The following is a 22,118-nucleotide window of genomic DNA, read 5'->3' as shown; positions in this document are numbered from 1 at the left end:
TTCTACCCTGTTCCTCCTTGCCCTTCCTCAAACCCACAGGCGGCATGCCGGGCACCTGCCCGGCACGCCGCTCCCGTTTTTGACATGGCGGGAAACTTTTTGCTACACATTTTGGCGCAGAGCAGCCCCTAGGTAAAAAATGGCCGCCAATACTGCGTAGGATTGATAGATGTGGTCCTTCGCCTAGGGTCATCCCCAACCGACAGGTGGATAAGTTCCGTGACGTACTCCTCCGCTGGCTCGCCCTTGATGACGCGGATCGCCGAGTTTACTGAGAATTCCATTGCCGCCGGCCGCGCCTACGCCGATGAGGACCGCGTTAGCGACATTGTGTTGGAACCGGCAACGGGCCTGCTCTCCGGCAAGGTGACAGGCACCCAGGTGTACCGGCCCACGGCCAAACTGGTCCGTGAGCACGACGGCGTCATCGCCTGCCGGGTGGGTATCTGCAACTGTTCTATCCGGCAAAACTGTAAGCATGTGGTGGCACTGATTGCTGCGGCCGAGCAGGATCCCTCATTCACTGACTTTTTTGTCCCGGAAGAATCCCCGCGGGAACCCACCTTCCTAGAAACTCTCTTGGCCAAGGCCAAGGACAGCAAGTCTGCACCTGCCCCGAGCACGGAGATCACTGCAGATAACTCCTGGGAGGCCGCCCTTTCGGCGCTATTGCCCCCCGCCGCCTCCGCCCCCAGCCCGGACACTCCCGCTCTGGGCCTGCAGTTTGAACTTCACGTTCCCCCGCCGCGCTTTTCCTACCGGGGCCGGGGCAGTACGGTCCCCTCCCAGCCGGTCCTGAACGTCCGGCCCGTGGTCATGGGAACCCGCGGCAAGTGGGTCAAATCCGGTGTCAGCTGGTCAACGCTGGGCTACCTCTCCTATGGTGGAGCCCACGATCGCACCCAGCTTGAGTGGCTCACCGAGTTCCTGGCCTCGCATAGCCCCCGCCAAACTAATCACGGAAATGCCGGGGCGTGGCTGTCCTTGAACGACTTTGCCGGCCGGAACCTGTGGCAGCTTCTGGGCACAGCCCACAAGAGCGGGATTGCGCTCATTCATTCCGGCACGGGCGATCCCATCCGGGTCAGTGGCGAAGCCGTGACGCTTCAGCTGGACGTGACCCAGGATGACTCTGGCGCCTTGGATGTTGGCCCGCTAATAGAGCTCGAGGGCGCACCCGTCACCGCCGAAATCGTGGGCCAGATTGGCTCCCCCGTCTACGGTTTGTTCTTTTCCGACCCGGCCGACCCCAATGCAACAGCAGCCGCCGCTACACAAGGCCGCAACGCCGTCGTCCGTGGCAGCGTTACACTGGCTCCGCTGCCGGGGGAAACGTCCCCGCAACTGCTCGAATTTGCGCTGCGCAAGGAAGCCATCCACATTCCGGAGCAGGCCAGGGAGAAATTCCTAACCCACTTCTACCCGTCCCTGAAGCAGACCGCCCCCGTGGTCTCGGCAAATAATTCCGTGGAATTGCCGGCCTACACGGAACCCACGTTGTCCTTGCTGGCTGCCTACGGCAGTGACCATACCGTGCGGCTGCACTGGGAATGGCACTACCCTGTGGGCGCCCGGGTGATGTCACTGCCGCTGTGGCCCGATCTGGGGGAAACCGCTGTTCGCGACACTGGCGCCGAGGCCCGTCTGCTGGCCAGTGTGGGCGCGCCGTGGGAGGACATCACTGCCATGGGCGTGGCAGCCAATCATGCGTGGGGGGAGCCTACGCTGGCGGCCACTGCGGCGTTGAGTGATCTGAACACCTTGACCTTCACCGAAATTGTCCTGCCACGTCTGGCGGAGCTGCCCGGCGTTGAGGTGAGCACAACTGGCGATATTGCCAGCTACCGCGAGGTCACTGAGGCTCCCATTGTCACCATTTCCACCAAGGCCACGGATGAGCGGGACTGGTTCGATCTGGGCATTGTGATCACGCTCGAGGGCCAGTACGTCTCCTTTGCTGCCGTGTTCTCCGCCTTGGCCGCCGGCAATACCCGCATGCTGCTGCCCAGCGGCGCCTATTTCTCCTTGGACCGCCCCGAACTGCACCAGCTGCGTGCCTTGATTGATGAGGCTCGCAGCCTCAATGACAACAAGGACGGCGAGCTACGCATCAGCCGCTTCCAAGCCGGGTTGTGGGATGAGCTGGCCCAACTGGGCATTGTGGACGAGCAGGCGCAAGCGTGGCGAGCGGCCGTTTCCGGGCTGCTCGACGGCGGCCCGCCCGAGCCGCTGCCGGCTCCTGTCGCTTTACATGCAACCCTGCGCCCGTACCAGCTTGAGGGTTTCAACTGGCTGCATTTTTTGTACAGTTACGGGCTTGGCGGCGTGCTGGCTGACGATATGGGCTTGGGTAAAACCGTGCAGACTCTGGCGCTGATGTGCCAGGTGAAGGCGGATAACCCCGGCCATTCGGAGCCGTTCCTGGTAGTGGCGCCCACCTCCGTGGTGGGCAACTGGGCCAGTGAAAGCGTGAAGTTCGCGCCGGGGCTAAAGGTTGTCACCGTTTCAGAAACCTTTGCCAAGTCAGGGCTGGTGTCAGCGGACTTCTTTGCCGGAGCGGACATTGTCATCACCTCCTACGCACTGTTTCGCATAGATTTCGCCGAATACGCGATGCAGCCGTTTGCCGGGTTGATCCTGGATGAGGCCCAGTTCGTCAAGAACCACCAGTCCAAGGCATACCAGTGTGTGCGTAAATTGAAGGCACCGTTCAAACTGGCTGTCACGGGTACTCCCATGGAAAATAACCTCATGGAACTGTGGGCGCTGCTGTCCATCGTGGCACCGGGCCTGTTCCCCAGCCCCAAGCGTTTTGCTGAGTTCTACCAACGTCCCATTGAGAAGAACGCCGATTCCGAGCTGCTGGGCAAGCTGCGTGCCCGGGTAAAACCGCTTATGCTGCGCCGCACCAAGGAAGCAGTCATTGCTGACCTGCCGGCCAAGCAGGAGCAGATTCTAGAAGTTGAACTAAACCCGCGCCACCAGAAGATCTACCAAACACATTTGCAGCGTGAACGGGCCAAGATTTTGGGCTTGCTGGAGGATGTGAACAAAAACCGTTTCACCATCTTCCAATCCCTGACCCTGCTCCGTCAGCTCAGTTTGGATGTCTCTTTGGTAGATGAGGGCCAGGCCGGTGTGCGCTCCTCCAAGTTGGATGTACTTTTTGAGCAGCTGGAGGATGTGGTCAAGGAAGGCCACCGCGCCTTGATCTTTAGCCAGTTCACAGGCTTTCTGGGGAAGGTGCGGGAGCGTCTCATTGCCGAGGGCATTGACTTTACTTATCTGGACGGTGGTACCCGGAACAGGGCCGCCGTGGTGGATGAATTCAAGAATGGTGACGCCCCGCTGTTCCTGATCAGCCTCAAGGCTGGTGGTTTCGGCTTGAACCTGACCGAGGCTGACTACGTTTTTATTCTGGATCCCTGGTGGAACCCGGCCTCCGAGGCGCAGGCCGTGGACCGTACACACCGTATTGGGCAAAAGAAGAACGTCATGGTGTACCGGCTGGTTGCCAAGGACACCATCGAGGAAAAGGTCATGGCCCTGAAGGCGAAGAAATCGCAACTGTTCTCGGATGTCATGAGTGGGGATTCACTCTCCGGCGGGGCCCTGACAGCCACGGATCTGGCGGGCCTGTTCCGCGACTAGCCTCACGTCAAACATCTGGGTGGGCCCACGCCCGCGAGGGGCCCCGGCCGAGGAACGAGTCCGGGGAGCGGGTGGTGGGCCCACGCCCGCGAGGGGCCCCGGCCGAGGAACGAGTCCGGGGAGCGGGTGGTGGGCCCACGCCCGCGAGGGGCCCCGGCCGAGGAACGAGTCCGGGGAGCGGGTGGGGACTAGCGTTGCGGGCGCCAGATCACCATGGCCTGGCTACGAGGGCGCGGACGTTGTCCGCGGGCAAGGGCCACAATGTCCCCGCCTGTCAGCCCTGCGGCAAAAACCCTGCTATTGGCGCGTAGCGGCCGCGATTCCATTTCGGCGCTCACTGCTTCGAGCTGTTGGCTTAGCTCCAGCACTTTGCTCCGCAACGCATCAACCTGATTCTCCAACTCCATGATGCGCCGAATTCCCTCCAGCGACACGCCCTCCTGAGAGAGCCTCTGCACTTCGCGGAGCATCTCCACGTCATGCTGGGAGTACCGGCGAGCCCGTCCCGGAGCACGGTTGGGCTTAACGATGCCCAAACGATCGTACTGGCGCAGCGTCTGCGGGTGCATCTCCGCCAATTCGGCCGCCACGGAAATCACAAAGATGGGGGCATACTGATCAACAATCATTGCAATTTCCTTTCCAACGGTGGGCCCAATCGGGCAGGCGGGGATTAGAGTTTGGCTTTTTCCGCCAACGCTGCGCGAGGATCGCCATCTGCTGTTGCTTGGGCGAAGGCGCGCACCGCCTCTTCGGCTTCCTTGCTGAGCTTTTGCGGAACTGCCACGTCGATCGTGACGAGCAGATCGCCGTCGCCCTTTTTAGTTTTGACGCCGGCACCCTTGACCCGCAAAGTGCGGCCCGACGGCGTCCCGGCAGGAACGCGGACGCGCACCGTGTCCCCCGTGAGGGTGGGGACACTGATATCGGCTCCCAGCGCGGCTTCCGGGAAGGTGACCGGGACGTGGATGCGGATATTGTTCCCGTCCCGCTGGAAGAACTCATGGGCTTTGACATTGACTGTGACCATCAAGTCGCCGGGGCCGGCAGCGCCTTGTTGCCCCTTGCCTTTGACCCGGACCTTCTGGCCATCCTTGATGCCCGCGGGGATGCGCACATCGATGACCTCACCATTGGGCTCACGCAAGGCAATCTTGGTTCCGTGGACGGAGCCGCCAAAGGAGATGGACGTGCTGGCAGTTCGGTCTGCACCCTTGGTGGGCGTGGGCTGGAAACCGCCACCGCCGCCAAATCCGCCACCAAAAAGGTCTGCGAATTCCGGCGGTAGGCCGGAGCCGCCAAACCCCGGATTCCCCCGGGGATTCCCGCGGGGTGCGCCACGTCCGCCACCAAAGAGGTCTCCAAAGACGTCTTCAAAACCTCCGCCACTATGGCCCGCGCCGCCGGCACTGAACCGGGCGCCTCCACCCATGGCACGGATGGCATCGTACTGCTCGCGGTCTTCCTTGCTGGAGAGCACTGAATACGCTTCGGAGACGTCCTTGAAAGTCTTTTCCGCTTGAGGATCACCGGAGTTGGTATCCGGGTGATACTTGCGGGCCAATTTTCGGTAGGCCTTCTTGATCTCGGCCTCCGATGCATCTTTGGACACACCAAGGATTTTATAAAAGTCTTTCTCGACCCAATCCTGACTTGCCAAGACGCCTCCTTCCTAAAAATTTGTGGGGTAATGCTGGGCCCACGCGCCCGAGGGCCCTGGCTGAATCCGCGCCAGCGGATTCAGCCAGGGAGGGCGTGGGGATTAGGCTTCGGGAACTGCCACGATCACCTGTGCGGCGCGCAGGATACGCTCGCCGGACTTGTAACCGTTGCGCAGCACCTGGCTGACAGTATCAACTTCAATATCAGCTCCGGGCTGCTGGATCAGTGCCTCGTGGACCGTGGGGTCGAACGGAACACCAACGGCGGCGATCTTCTCCAAGCCATAGGTACTCAACACTGTTTCCAGCTTCGTGGCAATGGCCGCAAACGGGCCATCCACCAGATCGCCGTGGGCGCGTGCTGCGTCGATGTCATCCATCACGGGCAACACCGAGTTCAGCACGCCAATGACAGCCATCTGGCCGGCAACTGCCCGGTCGCGCTCAACACGCTTGCGGTAGTTGACGTACTCGGCCTGCAAGCGAAGAAGGTCATTCTTTAGCTCAATAACCTCGTCAGCTTCGCTACCCTGAGCCACGGACTCCTCCGCAGGAACCTCAACACCGTTGAGGATCTCCTCGGCCTGGGCCAGGGCATCGCCCTCGGCTGCGGAATTCTCGGCTGCAGGGGTCTGGGCGGGCTCGCCAACAGGGGCGTCCTCCGGGACCTCTTCGGGGTTTACGGACTCAGACATGCTTACTTCGCTTCGTCTTCGTCGATGATCTCGGCGTCAACGATGTCCTCGTCAGCAGCCGCTGCACCAGCAGCGCCTTCGGAAGGCTCTCCGGCGTCGGCCGCTGCACCCTCAGCCTGGGCTGCGGCGTAGATAGCCTCACCCAGCGAGGACTGCGAAGCCTGCAACTTCTCAAACGCGGTCTTCACGGCTGCATCGTCATCGCCTGCAAGAGCGGTCTTGAGCGCGGTGACGTCTTCCTTGACCGGGTTCTTGACCTCGTCGGAGAGCTTGTCATCGTTATCGGCCAGGACCTTGTCCACCGAGTAGTGCAGCTGCTCTGCGGAGTTGCGCAGATCGGCTGCCTCGCGGCGAACCTTGTCCTCTGCTGCGTGCTCTTCAGCTTCCTGAACCATGCGCTCAATGTCATCCTTGGACAGTGAGGAGCCGCCCGTGATGGTCATTGACTGCTCAACACCGGTGCCCTTGTCCTTGGCGGAGACGTGCACAATGCCGTTGGCGTCAATGTCGAAGGTGACCTCAACCTGCGGGACGCCGCGCGGAGCCGGTGCAATACCGGTCAGCTCGAACGTGCCCAACGGCTTGTTGTCACGAGTGAACTGGCGCTCGCCCTGGAAGACCTGGATGGCAACCGAGGGCTGGTTGTCATCAGCGGTGGTGAAGGTCTCGGAACGCTTTGTGGGGATAGCCGTGTTGCGCTCGATCAGGTTGGTCATCACACCACCCTTGGTTTCAATCCCCAAGGACAGCGGGGTGACGTCGATCAGCAGAACGTCTTTGCGCTCGCCCTTCAACACACCGGCCTGCAGTGCGGCACCAACGGCCACAACCTCATCGGGGTTGACACCCTTGTTGGGCTCCTTGCCGCCAGCGAGTTCCTTGACCAGTTCCACGACGGCAGGCATGCGGGTGGAGCCACCAACAAGCACGATGTGATCGATGTCAGAAACCTTGATGTTGGCTTCCTTGATGACGTCGTTGAACGGCTTCTTGGTGCGCTCGAGCAGGTCCTTGGTCAGGTCCTGGAGCTTGGCGCGGGTCAGCTGCTCATCCAAGTGCACCGGTCCGTCAGCGGTAACGGAGAGGTACTGCAGCGAGATGTTGGTGCTGGAGGCCGAGGAGAGTTCCTTCTTGGCCTGCTCAGCTGATTCCTTCAGACGCTGCAGGGCGATCTTGTCCTTGGACAGGTCGATGCCCTTGACCTTGAGCTGGTTCAGCAAGAAGTCAACGATCCGCTGATCCCAGTCATCGCCACCGAGGCGGTTATCGCCGTAGGTTGCGCGCACCTGGATGGTGGAGAAATCGTCTTCGTCCTTGCCAACTTCGAGCAGGGAAACATCGAACGTTCCGCCACCGAGGTCGAAGACCAGGATGAGCTCGTCTTCCTTGCCCTTTTCCAAGCCGTAAGCCAGCGCGGCAGCGGTGGGCTCGTTGACAATGCGCAGCACGTTCAAGCCCGCGATTTCGCCGGCTTCCTTCGTGGCCTGGCGCTCGGCGTCGTTGAAGTAGGCCGGGACGGTAACAACAGCGTCGGTGACCTTTTCGCCCAGGTACGCTTCGGCGTCGTTCTTGAGCTTCATCAGGATACGGGCGGAGACTTCCTGCGCCGTGTACTTCTTGTCATCGATCGCGATGGACCAGTCAGTGCCCATGTGGCGCTTGACGGATGAGATGGTGCGGTCAATGTTGTTGACGGCCTGGCGCTTGGCAATTTCGCCTACCAGGACTTCGCCGGTCTTGGAGAAGGCAACAACGGAAGGTGTGGTGCGTCCGCCTTCAGCGTTGGCAATAACGGTGGGCTCGCCACCTTCCAGGACCGATACAACCGAGTTGGTGGTTCCGAGGTCAATACCTACGGCACGTGACATAAGTGGTTCCTTTCATGGGCCGCTGCCTAAACTTTTCCGTCTGCCCGGTAGGGTGCGGTTTCGCTCACCAGCGGTATTGAGCGTTCTGCACTCAACTTTACTCAGACTCATCCCGGTGTCAAATAGAGTTGAGTGTAGTTGGCTCAACTTTCACTTTAGGCGAACACGTACTGCGTCGGATGGTCGGTTTTGGTGGTCTGCACCACTATTTTCTGGGGTACTTGAGCAACGGGCGGGCCGGCCTGGCTGAAGCGGCGCACAGTTCGTATGGCAACCGTGCGTAGAAACCATCCTGCGCATGGTTACCCTGCGAACGGTGCGCGGGTCCAACTTATGACAGGGCCTAGCGGCTACGTCCCGGCAGGCGTACGCTCCTTTTCATGAATCAGCACACGACGCCGTCGTGCCACGCAGGCACGCAACAGCCGGGAGCTCAGCCATCACGCGACCAGCAGCCGGAACCGGCGAACCAGGACGTGTACACACACGGACATCATGCGAGCGTGCTGCGCTCCCACATGGCCCGCACTGCCCAAAACTCTGCAACATACTTGATCCCGCACCTCACCCACGGGCTCAGCGTGCTGGATGTTGGCTCCGGCCCAGGCACCATCACGGCGGACTTTGCCCGGCTAGTGGCGCCGGGGCAGGCGGTGGGGATTGACCGCTCACCGGAAGTTGTGGCTGCTGCAACCGCGCTGGCCCGGGAACAGCATTTAAGCAATCTCAGCTTCGAGATGGGGGATGTTTACAAGCTGAACTTTCCCAATGACAGCTTCGACGTGGTCCATGCCCACCAGGTTCTGCAGCATCTGAGCGATCCTGTGGCGTCACTGAAAGAGATGCGCCGGGTGGCGAAACCGGGTGGCATAGTGGCCGTTCGAGATGCCGATTTTCGCGGCATGTTCTGGTACCCCCAGCTGCCCGAAATGGAGCAGTGGATGTCCCTGTACCAGCAGGTAGCCCGGCACAACCAGGCTGAACCGGACGCTGGCCGGCGGTTGCTGCACTGGGTCCAGGCTGCCGGATTCACCGATATCACGCCGTCAAGCACCACTTGGTTGTACGCGACAGCCGAAGAACGCACCTGGTTGGCTGGAGTGTGGGCGGATCGGGTGACGGGATCCACATTCGCCGAACAAGCCATTGCCTATGGTCTCGCCGATACCGCAACCCTGCAGCATATCTCGGCTGCCTGGCGCAGTTGGGGCAGTGCACCTGATGGCTGGTTCGCCATGCCCAACGGGGAAGTTATAGCCCGAGCCTAACCCGGGCGTACCAGCGGGCCCGGCAGGGTACTCACCACGCCTGACGGGGCCGGGGCCGCTACTATTCAGCTGTACCAGCTACTCCACCACGAGGAACTGGCCCATCATGCCCATGTCCTCATGCCATAGCAAATGGCAGTGATACATGTAGGGGATCACCGGATCTGTGTGCTCCCCGAAGCGCATCAACAGCCGAATGGTCATGCGCGGAGGGACATAGACGGTGTCCTTCCAGCCGGCCAGCTCGGGCGGCGGCGGCTGGTTGTCCATGCTGAGAATTTGAAACTGCACGTCATGAATGTGGAAGTTGTGGGGCTGGTTGTGCGCGTTGATGACACCCCAGGCTTCTGTTGCCCCGGCCTTCACTTCCAGATCAATTCTGTCCATGTCCATGAATTTGCTGTTGATGGAGTTATCGCCCAGCTGAAACATGCGCATGTCACCGGCCAGTGCCGGATCCGGGTAGTCCATGGTGGCGAGCTGGGTGGGGATCGGTGCGGAAGGGCTCAGCGTGGCTGCTGCCGTGAGCTCCAAGATCTCCAGTTTGTCCTGTGCTCCAACCTCGGCGGCACGCGAATCAGCAACGCCTAAGTCTTGGGGGAAGGACCGCAAAGTGAATTTCTCCCCGGGGGCTGCCGCAACAATGATCTCGGCGCGTTCGCCCGGGGTGAGCATGATGCGGGTGAGCGGCACCGGCTGGGCCAGGAGGCCTCCGTCGCTGCCAATCGTGGTGAAGCTGCGATCATCGGAGAAGCCGAAGTTGTAGCTGCGAGCGGTTGAGGCGTTCAGCAGGCGCAGGCGCGTGTGCTCGGCAGTGACGGCCAGTACGGCAGCCGCGGTTCCGTTAACCAGCACCGTACCGCCCAGCATCCCAACCCTAACCCTGCCACTCTCAACGAGCTGGCCCTGTGCGTTGAACGTCTTGTCCTGAACAATGACCGGAATGTCATCCACACCGTAGTGACGTGGCAGCGCAAGGCGGCTTTCTTCGTCGTCGTCAATGATGAACATGCCACCGAGGCCCTTGTAGACGTGCTTTTCCGTCTCACCGTGCGGGTGCGGGTGGTACCAGAGGGTCGCCGCGGGCTGGTCAATTCCCCACGCGGGAGACCATGTTCCGCCGGGTTCAACCATTTGGTGGGGGCCGCCGTCGGCCACGGCAGGTAGGCGCATGCCGTGCCAATGCAAGGTGGTGGCCACCTCGAGGCTGTTGCTGATATTGATGCGGATGTCCTCGCCGCGCCGCGCCCGGAGCGTGGGGCCCAGCAACGCGCCGTTGACGCCCCAGGTATCGGCTTTTCCGCCCTGAACAATCTCTGACTGGCCGGCCTGGGTGACAAGATCGAAGACGCGCTGGCCGTCCTTGACTACAGATTCCGCCAGCGGTGGGATGTGCAGCGGGTTTCGGAAATCGAGCTTTCCGAAGGTATCTAAGACCTCACGGCCCGTCCTGCCGGAACAGCCTGCCAGTGCCGCAAGGGCGCCGGCTCCCAGACCCAACGTGGTCAGCTGGAGCAGGTGGCGGCGGTTGAGTCCGGGACGTTGCAGTGCATCACTCATTTTCCTCATCTTAGTTGGCGGGTCCCGGCGGGTCATTTTGGCCGTCCCTGCTAGCAGGATTGCTACTAGCAGGATCGCCCCTTGTAGGATTACCCAGTGCAATTCTCCCTCTGGCTGGCCCTTGTCGGCGCCGGCGCCATGATCAGCCTGACCCCGGGCGCAGGCGCCATCAACACCATGTCCAACGCTCTCACCTCTGGGTTCCGGCGCTCCTTTTGGGGCATCCTTGGCCAGCAAGTGGCGCTTGTTATCCATGTGATAGTTGTTGCCGCCGGCGTGGGCATCATCGTCTCCAGCTCGCCGTTCCTGTTCTTGCTGATCCGCTACGTGGGTGCGGCCTACTTGGTTTATCTGGGTATCAGGAAACTGCTGGCGAAGGCTGAGACGGCCGACGCCGGGGACGCACCTGCCGCTGTTGAGCACGGGTTCTCGATGTTCCGCCGCGGGCTGTGGGTCAATCTCCTGAACCCAAAGGCGATCGTCTTCTTCTTGGCGTTCATGCCACAATTCATCCGCCCCTCCGAACCACTGCTGGCCCAATATGTCATTCTGACCGCCACCGTGGTGGTGATTGACATCATCGTGATGTGGTTTGTCTTTGCCGCAGGCGCCAAACAGCTCAAACACCTGACCACCAGCGAGCGCGGTCAACTCATCCTCAACAGGATCTTCGGCATCCTCTTCATCGGCGTGGGCGTGACACTGGCGATGGTGTAGCAGCCACCGCGCCCGCACCCCGCTTCCGCGCCCGGCTCTCCCTTCCGCTACCGCCCCCCACTTCGGCGCCCTTACGACGGGGCGCATAAGTGGGGGGCGGTAGCGCAGACGGCCACCTGTAGCCGCAGTAGCGCCGATAGACTGGCACCATGACCAACCCCTACCGGATCATTACCGTTTGCACCGGCAATATCTGCCGCTCCCCCATGGCTGAGTTCATGCTGGCGCATGCGGCAGCGGAGGCCAGGCTGGACGTGGAAGTAGATTCCGCAGGGACCAGTGCGTGGGAAATTGGAAACCCGATCGATCCGAGGGCCAAGAATGTCCTTGCCAAGCATGGCATCACCGCAACGGAGCATGTCGCTCGCACGTTCAACCCCGCCTGGTTCGTCAGCCGGGACCTCATCCTTGCCCTGGACACGGACCACTACGACGCGCTGACGGCACTGGCCCCCGACGACGCGGCCGCTGCCAAGGTGCACATGCTCCGCTCCTTCGATCCCGAAGCCGCCCACTTGCCAACCGAACAGCAGGGCATTTACGACCCCTGGTACGGAAACGCGTGCGACTTTGACGAAAGCGCGAACCTGATCTCCGCCGCGATCCCCGGCATCCTGGCCCTGGCCCGCGCCCGTGCCTAAGCCCGTCATCATTGCCGTGGACGGGCGATCCGGCGCCGGCAAAACCACCCTTGCCGTGGAACTGGCCACCTTGTTGCGACGCCACCGCAGCATCTCCCTCTTTCATCTTGAGGACATCTACACCGGCTGGGACGGACTGGCCGGCGGCGTGGAACGCTATATTGAAACCGTCCTGGAGCCCCTGCATTCCGGGAAACCCGCTACATGGACGGCATGGGATTGGGAGGCCAAGCACGACGGCGCCTCCCGCACCACCGAGCTTGCCCCGGTGGTTCTTGTAGAGGGTGTGGGATCTTCCCATGGCAGGGCCAGGGATTTCCTAGACGCCGTCATTTGGGTGGATACGCCCTCCCCCACCAGGAAGAAGCGTGCGCTGGAGCGCGACGGCGAGACCTACGCCCCATTTTGGGATCTTTGGGCTGAGCAGGAGGACCGCCTCCTCGATGACAGTCACCGCCCACAGCTGGCCGATGTAATTGTGGACGGAAGTAATGGTGTGGCCAACGCCCTCGAGGGTGTCTTAACGGCGCTGACCCAGTTACCCAAGCTGGAACACGTGCTCTCCCCGGAACTGGCAGGCCGGCGTGGCCTGGAGTTCTCCGCCGTCAGGATCGAAGGGCTGCCACCTGCCCAACAGCTGTTCCATTCGCTGTATGGGGCGGCAGAACACGCCATCTGGCTGGACAGTTCAATAGCTGAGACAGGCGGGGCGGCGCAGCCGGCTGGGACAATCAAGCTGGTACGAGATCCCGGGGAGTTCTCGGCAGCAGCCCGTTCCCGCTTTTCTATCATGGCGGATGATTCAGGTTGTTTTGGCCAGCTAGCCCACCACCAGGGCGGGCTGACAACTCTTTCCGCGGGTCAGGTGAGTGCTCATATCAGTGGACAGTTTTTCCCTTGGTTGGACTCGGCGTGGGGGCGCAAGGCCGTGCGCGCTCCGGCTGACTATCCGGGTGACTTTACTTTGGGTTGGCTGGGGTATTTGGGCTACGGTCTCGGCGATCCGGACGGCGTCCAGGCTGCCCCTGCACATCCGAAAACTGCCGGGCCAAATGACGGGCTGCCTACCGGTCCGGATGCTGGGTTGTCTACTGGGCCGGATTCCATTGCTGATGCTGCGCTGATATTCGCAGGCCGCGCAGTGGTTCTTGACCACTGGCAGAACTGCCTCTATGTCCTGACGCTGACAGGAGCCCAGCAGCCCTCGTCACAGCGGGAAGCGCAAGAATTTTTGGAGACCGTCCGCGCAGTTCACGCAGCAGCGCTGGAGAGCCCAGCAGCCCAAACGGAGCAAACCCTCTCGAAAGTGACGCCTGAACCTCAACAGGCACCACAGCAGGCACCACATGGGAAAGCGCCGAAATTCACTAGCAGGGACGGCGAACGCAGCTATAAGAACAAGATCGCGGCGGCACAAGCCCAGATCCGCGACGGCAACTCCTACGAGGTTTGCCTGACAACCACGCTGGAGGCAAACATGCCGGAACGGCTGGATCCCTGGGCCACCTACCAGGCTCTGCGCAAGCGCAGCCCGGCCCCGTTCGCAGCGTTCCTCCGGCTCGGTCCGCTGAGCATTGCCAGCACTTCCCCTGAACGATTCCTGCGCATTGATGCGGCGGGGCTGATGCGTGCCGAGCCTATCAAGGGCACCCGACGGCGTGATCCGGACCCTGCGCTGGATGCCGCGCTCAAGGAGGATTTGGCGTCATCACCCAAGGATCGGGCCGAGAACGTGATGATCGTGGACCTGCTGCGCAATGATCTTTCGCGCTTTGCTGTCCCGGCTTCACTGAGGGTTCCGCGGCTGTGCGCTATTGAAAGTTACGCCACGGTGCACCAGATGGTCAGTACCATCGAGGCGCGGCTGGCCCCGGGCAGTTCGCGAGCCCAAGCAGTGGCTGCCGCATTTCCGGCCGGGTCCATGACGGGTGCGCCGAAGATCAGCACCATGGCCATTTTAAGCCGCCTCGAATCCGGCCCGCGCGGCGTCTATTCCGGCGCTATCGGCTATTTTTCCCTCAATGCTGCTACTGATTTATCGGTGGTTATCCGCACGCTGGTCCTCCAAGACCTGGACGACGGCGGCACGCACCTTTCGCTGGGGATCGGCGGCGCCATCACGGCAGACTCTGATGACGAGGCGGAGTGGCAGGAGATTCAGGCCAAGGCTCACGGGGTTTTATCCACTCTGGGAGCCGATTTCCCGCGGTAGGCAGCACGGGGCGTTGCCTACTGCAAAGTAGCGGTTAGGCGGGCCACGTTGTCCACATAACGGGCCAGAATTGGGCGTGTGAGCCACTCTTCCAAATGCAGCTCACGTGACATGGAGCGGTAGTGGTCTTCAACAGCGTGCATTTGTTCAACCACTGCGCGGTCGATCATCATGACAGTGACTTCAAGGTTCAGTGAGAAGCTGCGCATGTCCATGTTGGAGGAGCCAATCACGGCAACGTCGTAGTCCACGGTGAAGTGCTTGGCATGGAGCACTAGTGGTTTGGGGTAAAGAAAAATGCGCACCCCGGCCCGCAAGAGCGCCTCGTAATAGGAGCGTTGAGCGTGGTGGACCAGAAACTGGTCACCCACCTCGGAGACGAAGAGTTCCACTTTAATACCGCGTTGCGCTGCGGTGGTGATGGCATAGAGAAGGGAATCATCCGGAACAAAATAGGGGCTGGAGATGGTGATCTGTTTTTCTGCCGAATACAGCAAAGTGTTGAAAAGGCGAAGATTGTTCTCAGTAACAAATCCCGGCCCGCTGGGCACCACCTGGCAGAGGGCTCCACCTTCAAACGTGTCCCAATGGTATGCAGCCATTTGAGATTCAAGATTTTCTTCGGTTTCCGAGGACCAATCAGTGGCGAACATGACGTTCAGGGTGCCAACAATGGGGCCTTCCAAACGTGTCATGAGTTCTACCCACTGACGGCCAACCTTGACGTTACGTTTTTTTCGATAGGAGGGCTCAATGACGTTTTGCGAACCCGTGAAACCCACCCGGCCATCCACCACCAGAATCTTGCGGTGGTTGCGCAGATCCGGCCTGCGCCATTGGCCTTTGACAGGCAGCAGTGGCAGCATGCGCCGCCACTGGATTTTGCTCGCCTTGAGCCGGCGGATCATCCCCAGATAGCCGGGTACCCGCAGTGACCCAATGTGGTCAAAAAGTACCCGCACCCGGACTCCGCGTTCAGCCGCAGCTTCCAGCTCCTGGAACAACCTGTTCGTGCTGGCATCTGAACTCATGATGTAAAACTCGGCGTTGACGTAGTCGGTGGCTTGGCTGATTTCATCGGCCATAAGATCCAAGGACTCCTGGTATCCCTTAATCAGACGGACAGTATTGCCACCAATGGCCGGGAAAAACCCCAGATTCTGGTTCAATTCAATGGCCGATTTAACCCAGGCCGGCCCATCATATTCGGGCACCAAAGACGCAATGCCCTTAGTGCCTTCCATGATGCGCTGGTTGACGGCGTCTTGCTTCTCACGCCGTCGCCGGGAAAGCCGAAAATTGCCGAACATGAGGAAAAGGAGCAACCCTACATAGGGCAGGAAGAAGATGCACAGCAGCCACGCCATGGCAGTAGTGGGGCGCCGGTTTCCCGGAATCACACCCAAAACAACCACTCGGATGCCAAAATCCACCAGTACAATCAGCGCAGACAGCCAGACACTGCCTGTGGGCAGGCTAAACGCCGTCCAAATCACGCATGCCTCCTAGCTAAACCGGCTTTTCAGCCGCGAGTGACAATAGCCTAACGGCTCTTTCGCACAGGCCCACTCGCAACGCTGGCCGTGTGACGTGCGCCAGCTGTGACTTGCTGTGCTCGGGTGAGGTGCTGCGGCTATGCTGAGCATAATTTGAACTTCCCGAAGTGAGGATGTAGCGCCATGAGCAGCTCAAACAATCCAACCGTCAGCATGGACGTTTTTGCCTTAGATCCGCAAAAAATCACGGAGAAGGCAGTAAAGGGTTTGCGCCTAGCCTTTGCCATTAGCGGCGTTGCGGCCTTGGTTCTCGGTATTATCCTGCTGTTGTGGCCCACCAAGACTCTGGCTGTGGTGGCCGTAATCTTAGGCATCAACTTCCTCATCACTGGTGGTATCAAGGTAGCTGTTGGCATCTTTAGCCACAGCCTTTCCGCCGGGATGCGGATCCTGGATGTTCTCTTGGGCCTGTTCGTGATGGTTGCCGGCATCATCGCCCTGCGTAACTCGGCCGCGACGGGCGAGCTCCTGCTGGTATTCACCGTCATCATGATCGGCATCGGCTGGATTATTGAAGGCATCATCGCCATGGCCGAAGCCGGCAAGGGCCCCACCCGCACCTGGGCCATCGTGTTCGGCGCCATCAGCGTGGTAGCCGGCATCACGGTGCTCGCTGTTCCCGTCTGGACCGCACAATGGCTGTTGCTGATAACAGCCATCATGCTGATCATCTTGGGTGTGGTGGGCCTGGTCCGTGCCTTCACCTTCGGCAAGTCCCTCACACGCTAGTACGACTGCGAGGGACCCAGACCGAGGCACGAGGGCAGGGAGCGGGTGGGGATAAGATCTCAGTCATGACAACTCTGGTTTTCTTGGACCCCGCCCACCCGGCCGGCCGCGTTGCAGACGCCACCGTTCCCAACATTCTGGTTACGGATCAGGGGCTCACCCGCGGTGACGGGATCTTTGAATCCATGCTCGCTATTGATGGGGAGCCACGCAAAATCCGGGCTCATTTAGATCGCCTTGCCGTCTCGGCCAGCACCATGGACCTACTCATCCCTGACGCCGGGGTGTGGCAGGCGGCAATTACGACGGCGCTCACAGCTTATGCTGCCGGGGTACCAGAGGATTCCGCAGACCACGGTGCAAGCAACGAATCTCGCCAGTGCGTGGTTCGCCTTATCGCTACCCGAGGCCCCGAGGGCGCCAACTCCCCCACAGCGTGGGTCACGGTCAGCCCGGTGTCCGCCTCGTTGGCTGCCCAGCGGGAGAAGGGCTTGGCCGTGCTCTTGTTGGAGCGTGGCTATGACAGCGATATTGCAGCCCGTGCCCCCTGGCTTTTGATGGGCGCCAAAACACTCTCCTACGCCGTGAACATGGCCGCACTTCGGCACGCACACCACCAGGGCGCGGATGACGTGATCTTCACCAGCGGTGACGGGCTCGTGTTGGAAGGGCCCACATCGTCAGTTCTTCTAGCACACGTTAGTGACGATTCCGGCGTACCGCTCAAGCGGCTCATCACCCCGCATTTGGACACCGGGATACTGCCCGGCACCACGCAGGGCGCACTGTTCGCCGCTGCGCAGGAAGCCGGGTGGGAGCTGGGTTACGGTCCACTAACACCTGCCGATCTGCTGGATGCCGACGCCGTGTGGCTCATTTCCAGCCTGCGGCTACTGGCGCCCGTGACCACCATTGACGGGAAGGAAATCGGCACGGCCGCCATCCGAGCCGAGCTTACAGCGGAACTATCGGCGCTCCTGGCTACCACGTTGTAAACACATCAGTTCGACTGACCGCTGGGCACAGGCCTAACAAGCGGGCTGAGCTTGTTGCCCAGAAGAATCAGCACCGCGCTGGCGATCAGGAAGGCTACCGCGATCCCCACACAACTGAGCAGCACGGCGCCGTAGCCCCCGTTGCCGGGGTTCAAGAAGGGATAGGCGTACCAGTCCGTGGCGGCGCCCCGAATCAGGGAATAGGCCAAATATGCCAGCGGAAACAGCACTGCAACACCCAACCGGGTCAGCGGGATGGGCCGGCGCGGCGGTTGGATCAACCAGTCCGCGACAACCGCAATGGGCATGATGTAGTGCAGCCAGGTATTGATCCAAGGCAGGAGCGCGCCGAGATCCACCTCGCGCAACAGGGCGGTGAACACGATCCCCACCAGGGCCATGCACACCACCGATACGCACCGCAGAACCTGCCAAGCCGGGCCCAGCTCCTTCCCGCGCCAGGTCAGTACTGACTCCGTGAGCAGGACGGCGGCGGCAAGAATATTGGACAGGTTCGTGAAGTAGCTGAAGAAGTTCAACACGTTGAAACCGTGGCTCAGGTGAACGCCAAATTGGATGCCCACTGCCACAAGAGTGAACGCGCCGAAGAGAAACCGTAGTGCCGCCAACAATCGCCGAGTTGTCATGGGTTTCATCATGTCATGGACGCGGCAGAGATATCAGGTCCGTCCCGCCACCCTGTGAACGGATATCTGGGTGTCGCCGTCATGTTTGTGCACACTGGCAGGTTCTTCACCGGACCCGGCACGTGGTGTGCTACTTTCAAGGTGAGTAATGAGTGCCAGCGTTAAGCCCTGACTTGCTGGCCGGCAACCCTCTTTCCGGCGGGGTGCCTCAGGTGACTACTCGGCAAACCAGCTACCTAGGCTGGCGTTTGCAAGCGTGAACTTTCCTTGTGGTGCGGGCTCAAGAGTGGACATTTTCAACCAACTCTTCGTCAACTGCCACCAGCTCCCGTTTGCAACGCGCAGCCATTTGCAATGAGGAGAGAACCATGACCGCGGACGAATCCCCCCTGGCCTACCGGCTTATCACCGGCCCTGACGACCGCTCTTTTTGCGAGCGCATTTCCACCGCCCTTGCCGACGGCTATGTGCTGCACGGCGGCCCCGCCCTCACCTACAACGGCACCAGTGTCATTTGCGCGCAGGCCGTGGCCAGCAGCGATGCCGCCGTCGCCACTGCCGTGGATGATCTCGACGCCGAACTTGAGTTTGATGGCGAGGGCATCGCATGAGCCACGCGGGAGATGTGAGCCCGGGCACAGCCTGGGAAGCTGTAGCCGCGGGGGCAACACTCGTGGATGTACGGACAGAGGGCGAATGGGCACACATTGGCGTCCCCGACACCTCAACGCTGAAATCAGAACCGGTTTTTATCCAGTGGAATCTCGCCACGGGCGCCCGCAACCCTGATTTTCTGGCAGAGCTGGCGGCGGCAGTACCCCCGGAAAAGCAGCTGATAGTGCTGTGCCGCTCCGGTGCCCGCTCTATTGCCGCCGCCGAAGCAGCCACCGCCGCCGGGTACACCGCCTACAACGTACTTGAAGGCTTTGAAGGAGAAACTGATCCCTACGGAGATCGGATTCTCAACGGCTGGAAGAACCGCAACCTCCCCTGGCGCTAAGGAAATATCATTGAGCAACTTTAATGAGCACACAGCCACTTGGGGGCAGGACACCCAGGCGGTACGCGGCGGGCTTGACCGCAGCAATTTTCAAGAAACCTCCGAAGCCCTCTTTTTGAACTCCGGATTTGTCTACGAATCGGCGGAAGCTGCCGAGCAGGCGTTCACGGGTGAGGTGGACCGCTTCGTGTATTCGCGCTACGGCAACCCGAGCGTGGCAACCTTCCAGGAACGGCTGCGGCTGCTGGAAGGAAAAGAGGCGTGCTTTGCGACGGCGTCGGGCATGTCAGCCGTATTCACCGCCTTGGGTGCCTTATTAGCAGCCGGGGACCGCGTGGTGGCAGCACGGTCCCTGTTCGGCTCCTGCTTTGTGATTCTGAATGAGCTGCTGCCGCGGTGGGGTGTGGAGACCGTATTTGTTGACGGGCCGGACCTGGATCAGTGGCGCGAGGCCTTGTCGGTGCCCACCACGGCCGTGTTCTTCGAGTCACCGTCGAACCCCATGCAGGAAATCATTGACGTGGCGGCTGTGTGCGATCTAGCTCATGCCGCTGGCGCGCAGGTGGTAGCCGACAACGTCTTCGCAACTCCCTTGTTGCAGCGTTGCGGCGATTTCGGCGCGGACATCATCGTCTACTCGGGCACCAAGCACATTGATGGCCAGGGCCGGGTGTTGGGTGGCGCAATCCTCGGCAGCAAGGAGTTCATCGAAGGGCCCGTCAAGAACCTGATGCGCCACACGGGCCCGGCGCTCTCCGCGTTCAACGCATGGGTGCTCACCAAGGGCCTGGAAACCATGAATCTGCGGGTTACACACTCGTGCAGCAATGCCCTGGCACTCGGAGAATTCCTTGAAGCCCAACCGCAGGTGGCACGCGTGCTGTACCCGCATCTGCCGTCCCACCCGCAGTATGATTTGGCCAAAAAACAAATGAAGGCCGGAGGCACGGTGCTGACATTTGAGCTGGCTCAGCCAGCGTCGGGCACTCGCAAGGATGCCGCGTTTGCGCTGCTGAACGCGCTGTCCATCATCGACATCTCCAATAACTTAGGGGATGCGAAGTCGCTGATCACGCATCCGGCCACCACCACGCACCGTGCCATGGGCCCCGAGGGGCGCGCCGCGATCGGTCTCAGCGACGGGTTCTTGCGCCTGTCGGTGGGATTGGAGGATGTGGATGATTTGAAGCTGGATCTCGCGGTGGCCCTGGCGGCCATTTAGGCTGGCCAAAACAGCAGTGGCAAGGCCGCTGGCGTTTGTACTCAGTCTTGGAAGTACTCGATCTCGGCGCCAATGGTGTTCAACCGCTCGGCCAGATCTTCGTAGCCGCGCTCAATCACATATATGTTGCGCAATTCAGAAGTGCCCTTGGCGGCGAGCATGGCCAGCAGGATGCAGGCGGCCGGACGCAGTGCCGGCGGGCAGCCAATCTCGGCGGCACGCCACGCAACGGGGCCCTTGATGTCAATGCGGTGCGGATCCAACAGGCGGACGCCGGCGCCGAGGCGGTTCAGTTCCGTCAGGTAGATGGCCCGGTTCTCGTAAACCCAATCGTGGATGAGCGTGGTGCCCTCGGCGCAGGAGGCAATCACGGCGAAGAACGGCAGGTTGTCAATGTTCAGGCCCGGGAATGGCATGGGATGGATCTTATCCGGGGCAGCCTTTAGCTCGGACGGCAAAGTGGTGATATCCACGAGCCGTGTCTTGCCGTTGCGGGCCATATATTCAGCCGATTTAAGGTAACAAAAACCCATCTGCTCGAGGACCTTCAGCTCAATTTCCATGAACTCGATCGGCACGCGGCGGACCGTGACCTTGGACTTGGTCACGATGCCGGCGGTGATTAGGCTCATGGCCTCGATGGGGTCCTCTGATGGGGCGTACTCAATGTCAACGTCAATCACTGACTTGCCCTTGATGGTCAGCGTGGTGGAACCAACACCGTCCACCGAGATGCCCAGACCCTGCAAGTAGAAGCAGAGGTCCTGGACCATGTAATTGGGGCTGGCATTGCGGATGACAGTGGTTCCGCTACGCAGTGCCGCAGCCATGATGGCATTTTCCGTGACAGTGTCCCCACGCTCGGTCAGGACAAAAGTGCGGTCTTCGGCATCGCTGACAGGTGCCTGTACCTGGTAGAAACCGTCATGTGCGTTGACGATGAGGCCGAATTCACGCAGCGCCTGCATGTGCGGCTCCACCGTGCGGGTGCCAAGGTCGCAGCCGCCGGCGTAAGGGATACGGTACGGGTTAGCTTCATCAAGGAGTGGGCCCAGCAGCATGATGACGCTCCGGGTGCGCTTGGCTGCGGCAACATCCATGGCAGCTAAGTTCAAAACGGCAGGGCGGCGGATCTGGAGGTCGTTGTCTTCGAGCCAACGGCACTGGACACCGATGGACGTTAGAAGTTCAACAATGCGGTTGACCTCTTCAATGCGAGCTACACGGCGCAACGTGGTGGTGCCGCGGTTGAGCAGACTGGCGCACAGCAGGGCCACTCCCGCATTCTTGCTGGTGTTCACATCAACGCTGCCGGAGAGTTCACGCCCACCGCGCACGCGCAAATGGGTGACCTCGTTCTTACTGACCGCCCCCAGGCTGACCAGATTGGCCTCCAAGAGCGCTTCCATGCGTTGGATCATTTTCAGGCTCAGGTTCTGTTTGCCCTGTTCCATCCTGGCTACAGCACTCTGGCTTGTCCCCAACTGGGTTGCCAGTTCGCCTTGGGTCCAACCTTTTTCATTACGTGCGTCTCGCACCAACACGCCAACGGTTTCTGCAGCCACTTGAGTCATAACAACTTTTATATCACAGGATGCATATTATAGGAGAATTATGTGACCTGATGGTCAATTATGGCAAAAAACCTCTAAATTAACCGTTGCATGCGATAAATCCAGGCCGCTCCAGTCCAAGC

The 22,118-nt window shown here is 60.7% G+C and carries 18 protein-coding genes and 1 riboswitch; of the genes, 10 read left to right on the top strand and 8 right to left on the bottom strand.

Translation table 11 applies throughout. From position 1 onward, the window contains the following. Positions 1 to 249 precede the first annotated feature (249 nt). A complete protein-coding gene (locus RY113_RS06275) occupies positions 250 to 3,651 on the top strand; it encodes a DEAD/DEAH box helicase (protein WP_315914118.1) in 3,402 nt (1,133 codons plus the stop codon). Positions 3,652 to 3,839: 188 nt separating this feature from the next. On the opposite strand, the gene RY113_RS06270 is transcribed toward RY113_RS06275, so the two are convergent. The 4 genes from RY113_RS06270 to dnaK all read right to left on the bottom strand — a co-directional run bounded on the left by RY113_RS06270 (position 3,840) and on the right by dnaK (position 7,875). After that, positions 3,840 to 4,280, bottom strand: coding sequence for a heat shock protein transcriptional repressor HspR (locus RY113_RS06270; protein ID WP_110105198.1), 441 nt, complete (start codon positions 4,278 to 4,280; stop codon positions 3,840 to 3,842). A gap of 44 nt (positions 4,281 to 4,324) precedes the next feature. Further along, positions 4,325 to 5,311 (bottom strand): DnaJ C-terminal domain-containing protein, encoded by a 987-nt coding sequence (locus RY113_RS06265; protein WP_315913906.1) that lies wholly within the window; start codon positions 5,309 to 5,311, stop codon positions 4,325 to 4,327. Positions 5,312 to 5,413: 102 nt separating this feature from the next. After that, positions 5,414 to 6,007 (bottom strand): nucleotide exchange factor GrpE, encoded by a 594-nt coding sequence (locus RY113_RS06260; protein WP_110105200.1) that lies wholly within the window; start codon positions 6,005 to 6,007, stop codon positions 5,414 to 5,416. 2 nt (positions 6,008 to 6,009) lie between these two features. Further along, positions 6,010 to 7,875, bottom strand: coding sequence for a molecular chaperone DnaK (gene dnaK / locus RY113_RS06255; protein WP_315913905.1), 1,866 nt, complete (start codon positions 7,873 to 7,875; stop codon positions 6,010 to 6,012). 380 nt (positions 7,876 to 8,255) lie between these two features. Here dnaK and RY113_RS06250 point away from each other — a divergent pair, with 380 nt between their 5' ends. Continuing rightward, entirely contained in the window at positions 8,256 to 9,143 is an 888-nt protein-coding gene (locus RY113_RS06250) for a methyltransferase domain-containing protein (RefSeq protein ID WP_396334217.1), read from the top strand. A 78-nt stretch (positions 9,144 to 9,221) separates the two neighbouring features. Here the strand turns inward: RY113_RS06250 and RY113_RS06245 are convergent, their stop codons facing one another. Next, entirely contained in the window at positions 9,222 to 10,703 is a 1,482-nt protein-coding gene (locus RY113_RS06245; protein WP_315913904.1) for a multicopper oxidase domain-containing protein, read from the bottom strand. A 96-nt stretch (positions 10,704 to 10,799) separates the two neighbouring features. Here RY113_RS06245 and RY113_RS06240 point away from each other — a divergent pair, with 96 nt between their 5' ends. From RY113_RS06240 to pabB, 3 genes are all read left to right on the top strand, one after another. After that, positions 10,800 to 11,420: a LysE family transporter gene (locus RY113_RS06240; protein WP_315913903.1), complete on the top strand. Its 621-nt coding sequence runs from the start codon at positions 10,800 to 10,802 to the stop codon at positions 11,418 to 11,420. Between the two features lie 149 nt (positions 11,421 to 11,569). Continuing rightward, positions 11,570 to 12,061, top strand: coding sequence for a low molecular weight protein-tyrosine-phosphatase (locus RY113_RS06235; RefSeq protein WP_315913902.1), 492 nt, complete (start codon positions 11,570 to 11,572; stop codon positions 12,059 to 12,061). Next, positions 12,054 to 14,273 carry an aminodeoxychorismate synthase component I gene (gene pabB, locus RY113_RS06230; RefSeq protein WP_315913901.1) on the top strand — a complete coding sequence of 740 codons (2,220 nt, stop codon included), beginning with the start codon at positions 12,054 to 12,056 and terminating at the stop codon, positions 14,271 to 14,273. The genes RY113_RS06235 and pabB overlap by 8 nt, the downstream gene beginning before the upstream one ends. 17 nt (positions 14,274 to 14,290) lie before the next feature. Here the strand turns inward: pabB and cls are convergent, their stop codons facing one another. Then, complete coding sequence (gene cls, locus RY113_RS06225) at positions 14,291 to 15,766, bottom strand: cardiolipin synthase (protein WP_396334221.1); 1,476 nt, start codon at positions 15,764 to 15,766, stop codon at positions 14,291 to 14,293. 186 nt (positions 15,767 to 15,952) lie between these two features. On the opposite strand from cls, the gene RY113_RS06220 reads away from it, so the two are divergent. After that, on the top strand, positions 15,953 to 16,558 hold the full coding sequence (locus RY113_RS06220) for a DUF308 domain-containing protein (protein WP_315913900.1): 606 nt from the start codon (positions 15,953 to 15,955) through the stop codon (positions 16,556 to 16,558). 65 nt (positions 16,559 to 16,623) lie between these two features. After that, the gene (locus RY113_RS06215) at positions 16,624 to 17,553 is read left to right on the top strand and encodes an aminodeoxychorismate lyase (RefSeq protein ID WP_315913899.1); all 930 of its coding nucleotides are present in this window, start codon (positions 16,624 to 16,626) and stop codon (positions 17,551 to 17,553) included. Positions 17,554 to 17,558: 5 nt separating this feature from the next. Here RY113_RS06215 and RY113_RS06210 read toward each other — a convergent pair whose 3' ends face one another. Then, a complete protein-coding gene (locus tag RY113_RS06210; RefSeq protein WP_315913898.1) occupies positions 17,559 to 18,200 on the bottom strand; it encodes a Pr6Pr family membrane protein in 642 nt (213 codons plus the stop codon). A gap of 144 nt (positions 18,201 to 18,344) precedes the next feature. Then, positions 18,345 to 18,463, top strand: a riboswitch (SAM riboswitch). A gap of 105 nt (positions 18,464 to 18,568) precedes the next feature. Here RY113_RS06210 and RY113_RS06205 point away from each other — a divergent pair. The 3 genes from RY113_RS06205 to RY113_RS06195 are packed head-to-tail and all read left to right on the top strand — an operon-like array spanning position 18,569 to position 20,422. Next, positions 18,569 to 18,811: a DUF1737 domain-containing protein gene (locus RY113_RS06205; RefSeq protein WP_315913897.1), complete on the top strand. Its 243-nt coding sequence runs from the start codon at positions 18,569 to 18,571 to the stop codon at positions 18,809 to 18,811. After that, positions 18,808 to 19,200, top strand: coding sequence for a rhodanese-like domain-containing protein (locus RY113_RS06200; RefSeq protein ID WP_315913896.1), 393 nt, complete (start codon positions 18,808 to 18,810; stop codon positions 19,198 to 19,200). Before RY113_RS06205 ends, RY113_RS06200 begins: the two co-directional genes overlap by 4 nt. Positions 19,201 to 19,210: 10 nt before the next feature. Continuing rightward, the gene (locus RY113_RS06195; protein ID WP_315913895.1) at positions 19,211 to 20,422 is read left to right on the top strand and encodes an O-succinylhomoserine sulfhydrylase; all 1,212 of its coding nucleotides are present in this window, start codon (positions 19,211 to 19,213) and stop codon (positions 20,420 to 20,422) included. A gap of 41 nt (positions 20,423 to 20,463) precedes the next feature. On the opposite strand, the gene RY113_RS06190 is transcribed toward RY113_RS06195, so the two are convergent. Beyond that, a complete protein-coding gene (locus RY113_RS06190; protein WP_110105213.1) occupies positions 20,464 to 21,996 on the bottom strand; it encodes a UDP-N-acetylglucosamine 1-carboxyvinyltransferase in 1,533 nt (510 codons plus the stop codon). Positions 21,997 to 22,118: the final 122 nt, after the last annotated feature.

The sequence above is a fragment of the Arthrobacter sp. lap29 genome (genome assembly GCF_032458965.1).
GTDB lineage: Bacteria > Actinomycetota > Actinomycetes > Actinomycetales > Micrococcaceae > Specibacter > Specibacter psychrochitiniphilus.
Note: the sequence above shows the minus strand (reverse complement) of the source record. Positions and strands in the feature narration are given on the sequence as shown.

What these genes read in the sequence shown, in the direction of transcription:
- RY113_RS06275 (WP_315914118.1), top strand. Translation starts at nt 250, where the DNA reads ATGACGCGGATCGCCGAGTTTACTGAGAATTCCATTGCCGCCGGCCGC.
- RY113_RS06270 (WP_110105198.1), bottom strand. Translation starts at nt 4,280, where the DNA reads ATGATTGTTGATCAGTATGCCCCCATCTTTGTGATTTCCGTGGCGGCC.
- RY113_RS06260 (WP_110105200.1), bottom strand. Translation starts at nt 6,007, where the DNA reads ATGTCTGAGTCCGTAAACCCCGAAGAGGTCCCGGAGGACGCCCCTGTT.
- dnaK (WP_315913905.1), bottom strand. Translation starts at nt 7,875, where the DNA reads ATGTCACGTGCCGTAGGTATTGACCTCGGAACCACCAACTCGGTTGTA.
- RY113_RS06250 (WP_396334217.1), top strand. Translation starts at nt 8,256, where the DNA reads ATGAATCAGCACACGACGCCGTCGTGCCACGCAGGCACGCAACAGCCG.
- RY113_RS06245 (WP_315913904.1), bottom strand. Translation starts at nt 10,703, where the DNA reads ATGAGTGATGCACTGCAACGTCCCGGACTCAACCGCCGCCACCTGCTC.
- RY113_RS06235 (WP_315913902.1), top strand. Translation starts at nt 11,570, where the DNA reads ATGACCAACCCCTACCGGATCATTACCGTTTGCACCGGCAATATCTGC.
- RY113_RS06220 (WP_315913900.1), top strand. Translation starts at nt 15,953, where the DNA reads ATGAGCAGCTCAAACAATCCAACCGTCAGCATGGACGTTTTTGCCTTA.
- RY113_RS06215 (WP_315913899.1), top strand. Translation starts at nt 16,624, where the DNA reads ATGACAACTCTGGTTTTCTTGGACCCCGCCCACCCGGCCGGCCGCGTT.
- RY113_RS06210 (WP_315913898.1), bottom strand. Translation starts at nt 18,200, where the DNA reads ATGACAACTCGGCGATTGTTGGCGGCACTACGGTTTCTCTTCGGCGCG.
- RY113_RS06205 (WP_315913897.1), top strand. Translation starts at nt 18,569, where the DNA reads ATGACCGCGGACGAATCCCCCCTGGCCTACCGGCTTATCACCGGCCCT.
- RY113_RS06200 (WP_315913896.1), top strand. Translation starts at nt 18,808, where the DNA reads ATGAGCCACGCGGGAGATGTGAGCCCGGGCACAGCCTGGGAAGCTGTA.
- RY113_RS06190 (WP_110105213.1), bottom strand. Translation starts at nt 21,996, where the DNA reads ATGACTCAAGTGGCTGCAGAAACCGTTGGCGTGTTGGTGCGAGACGCA.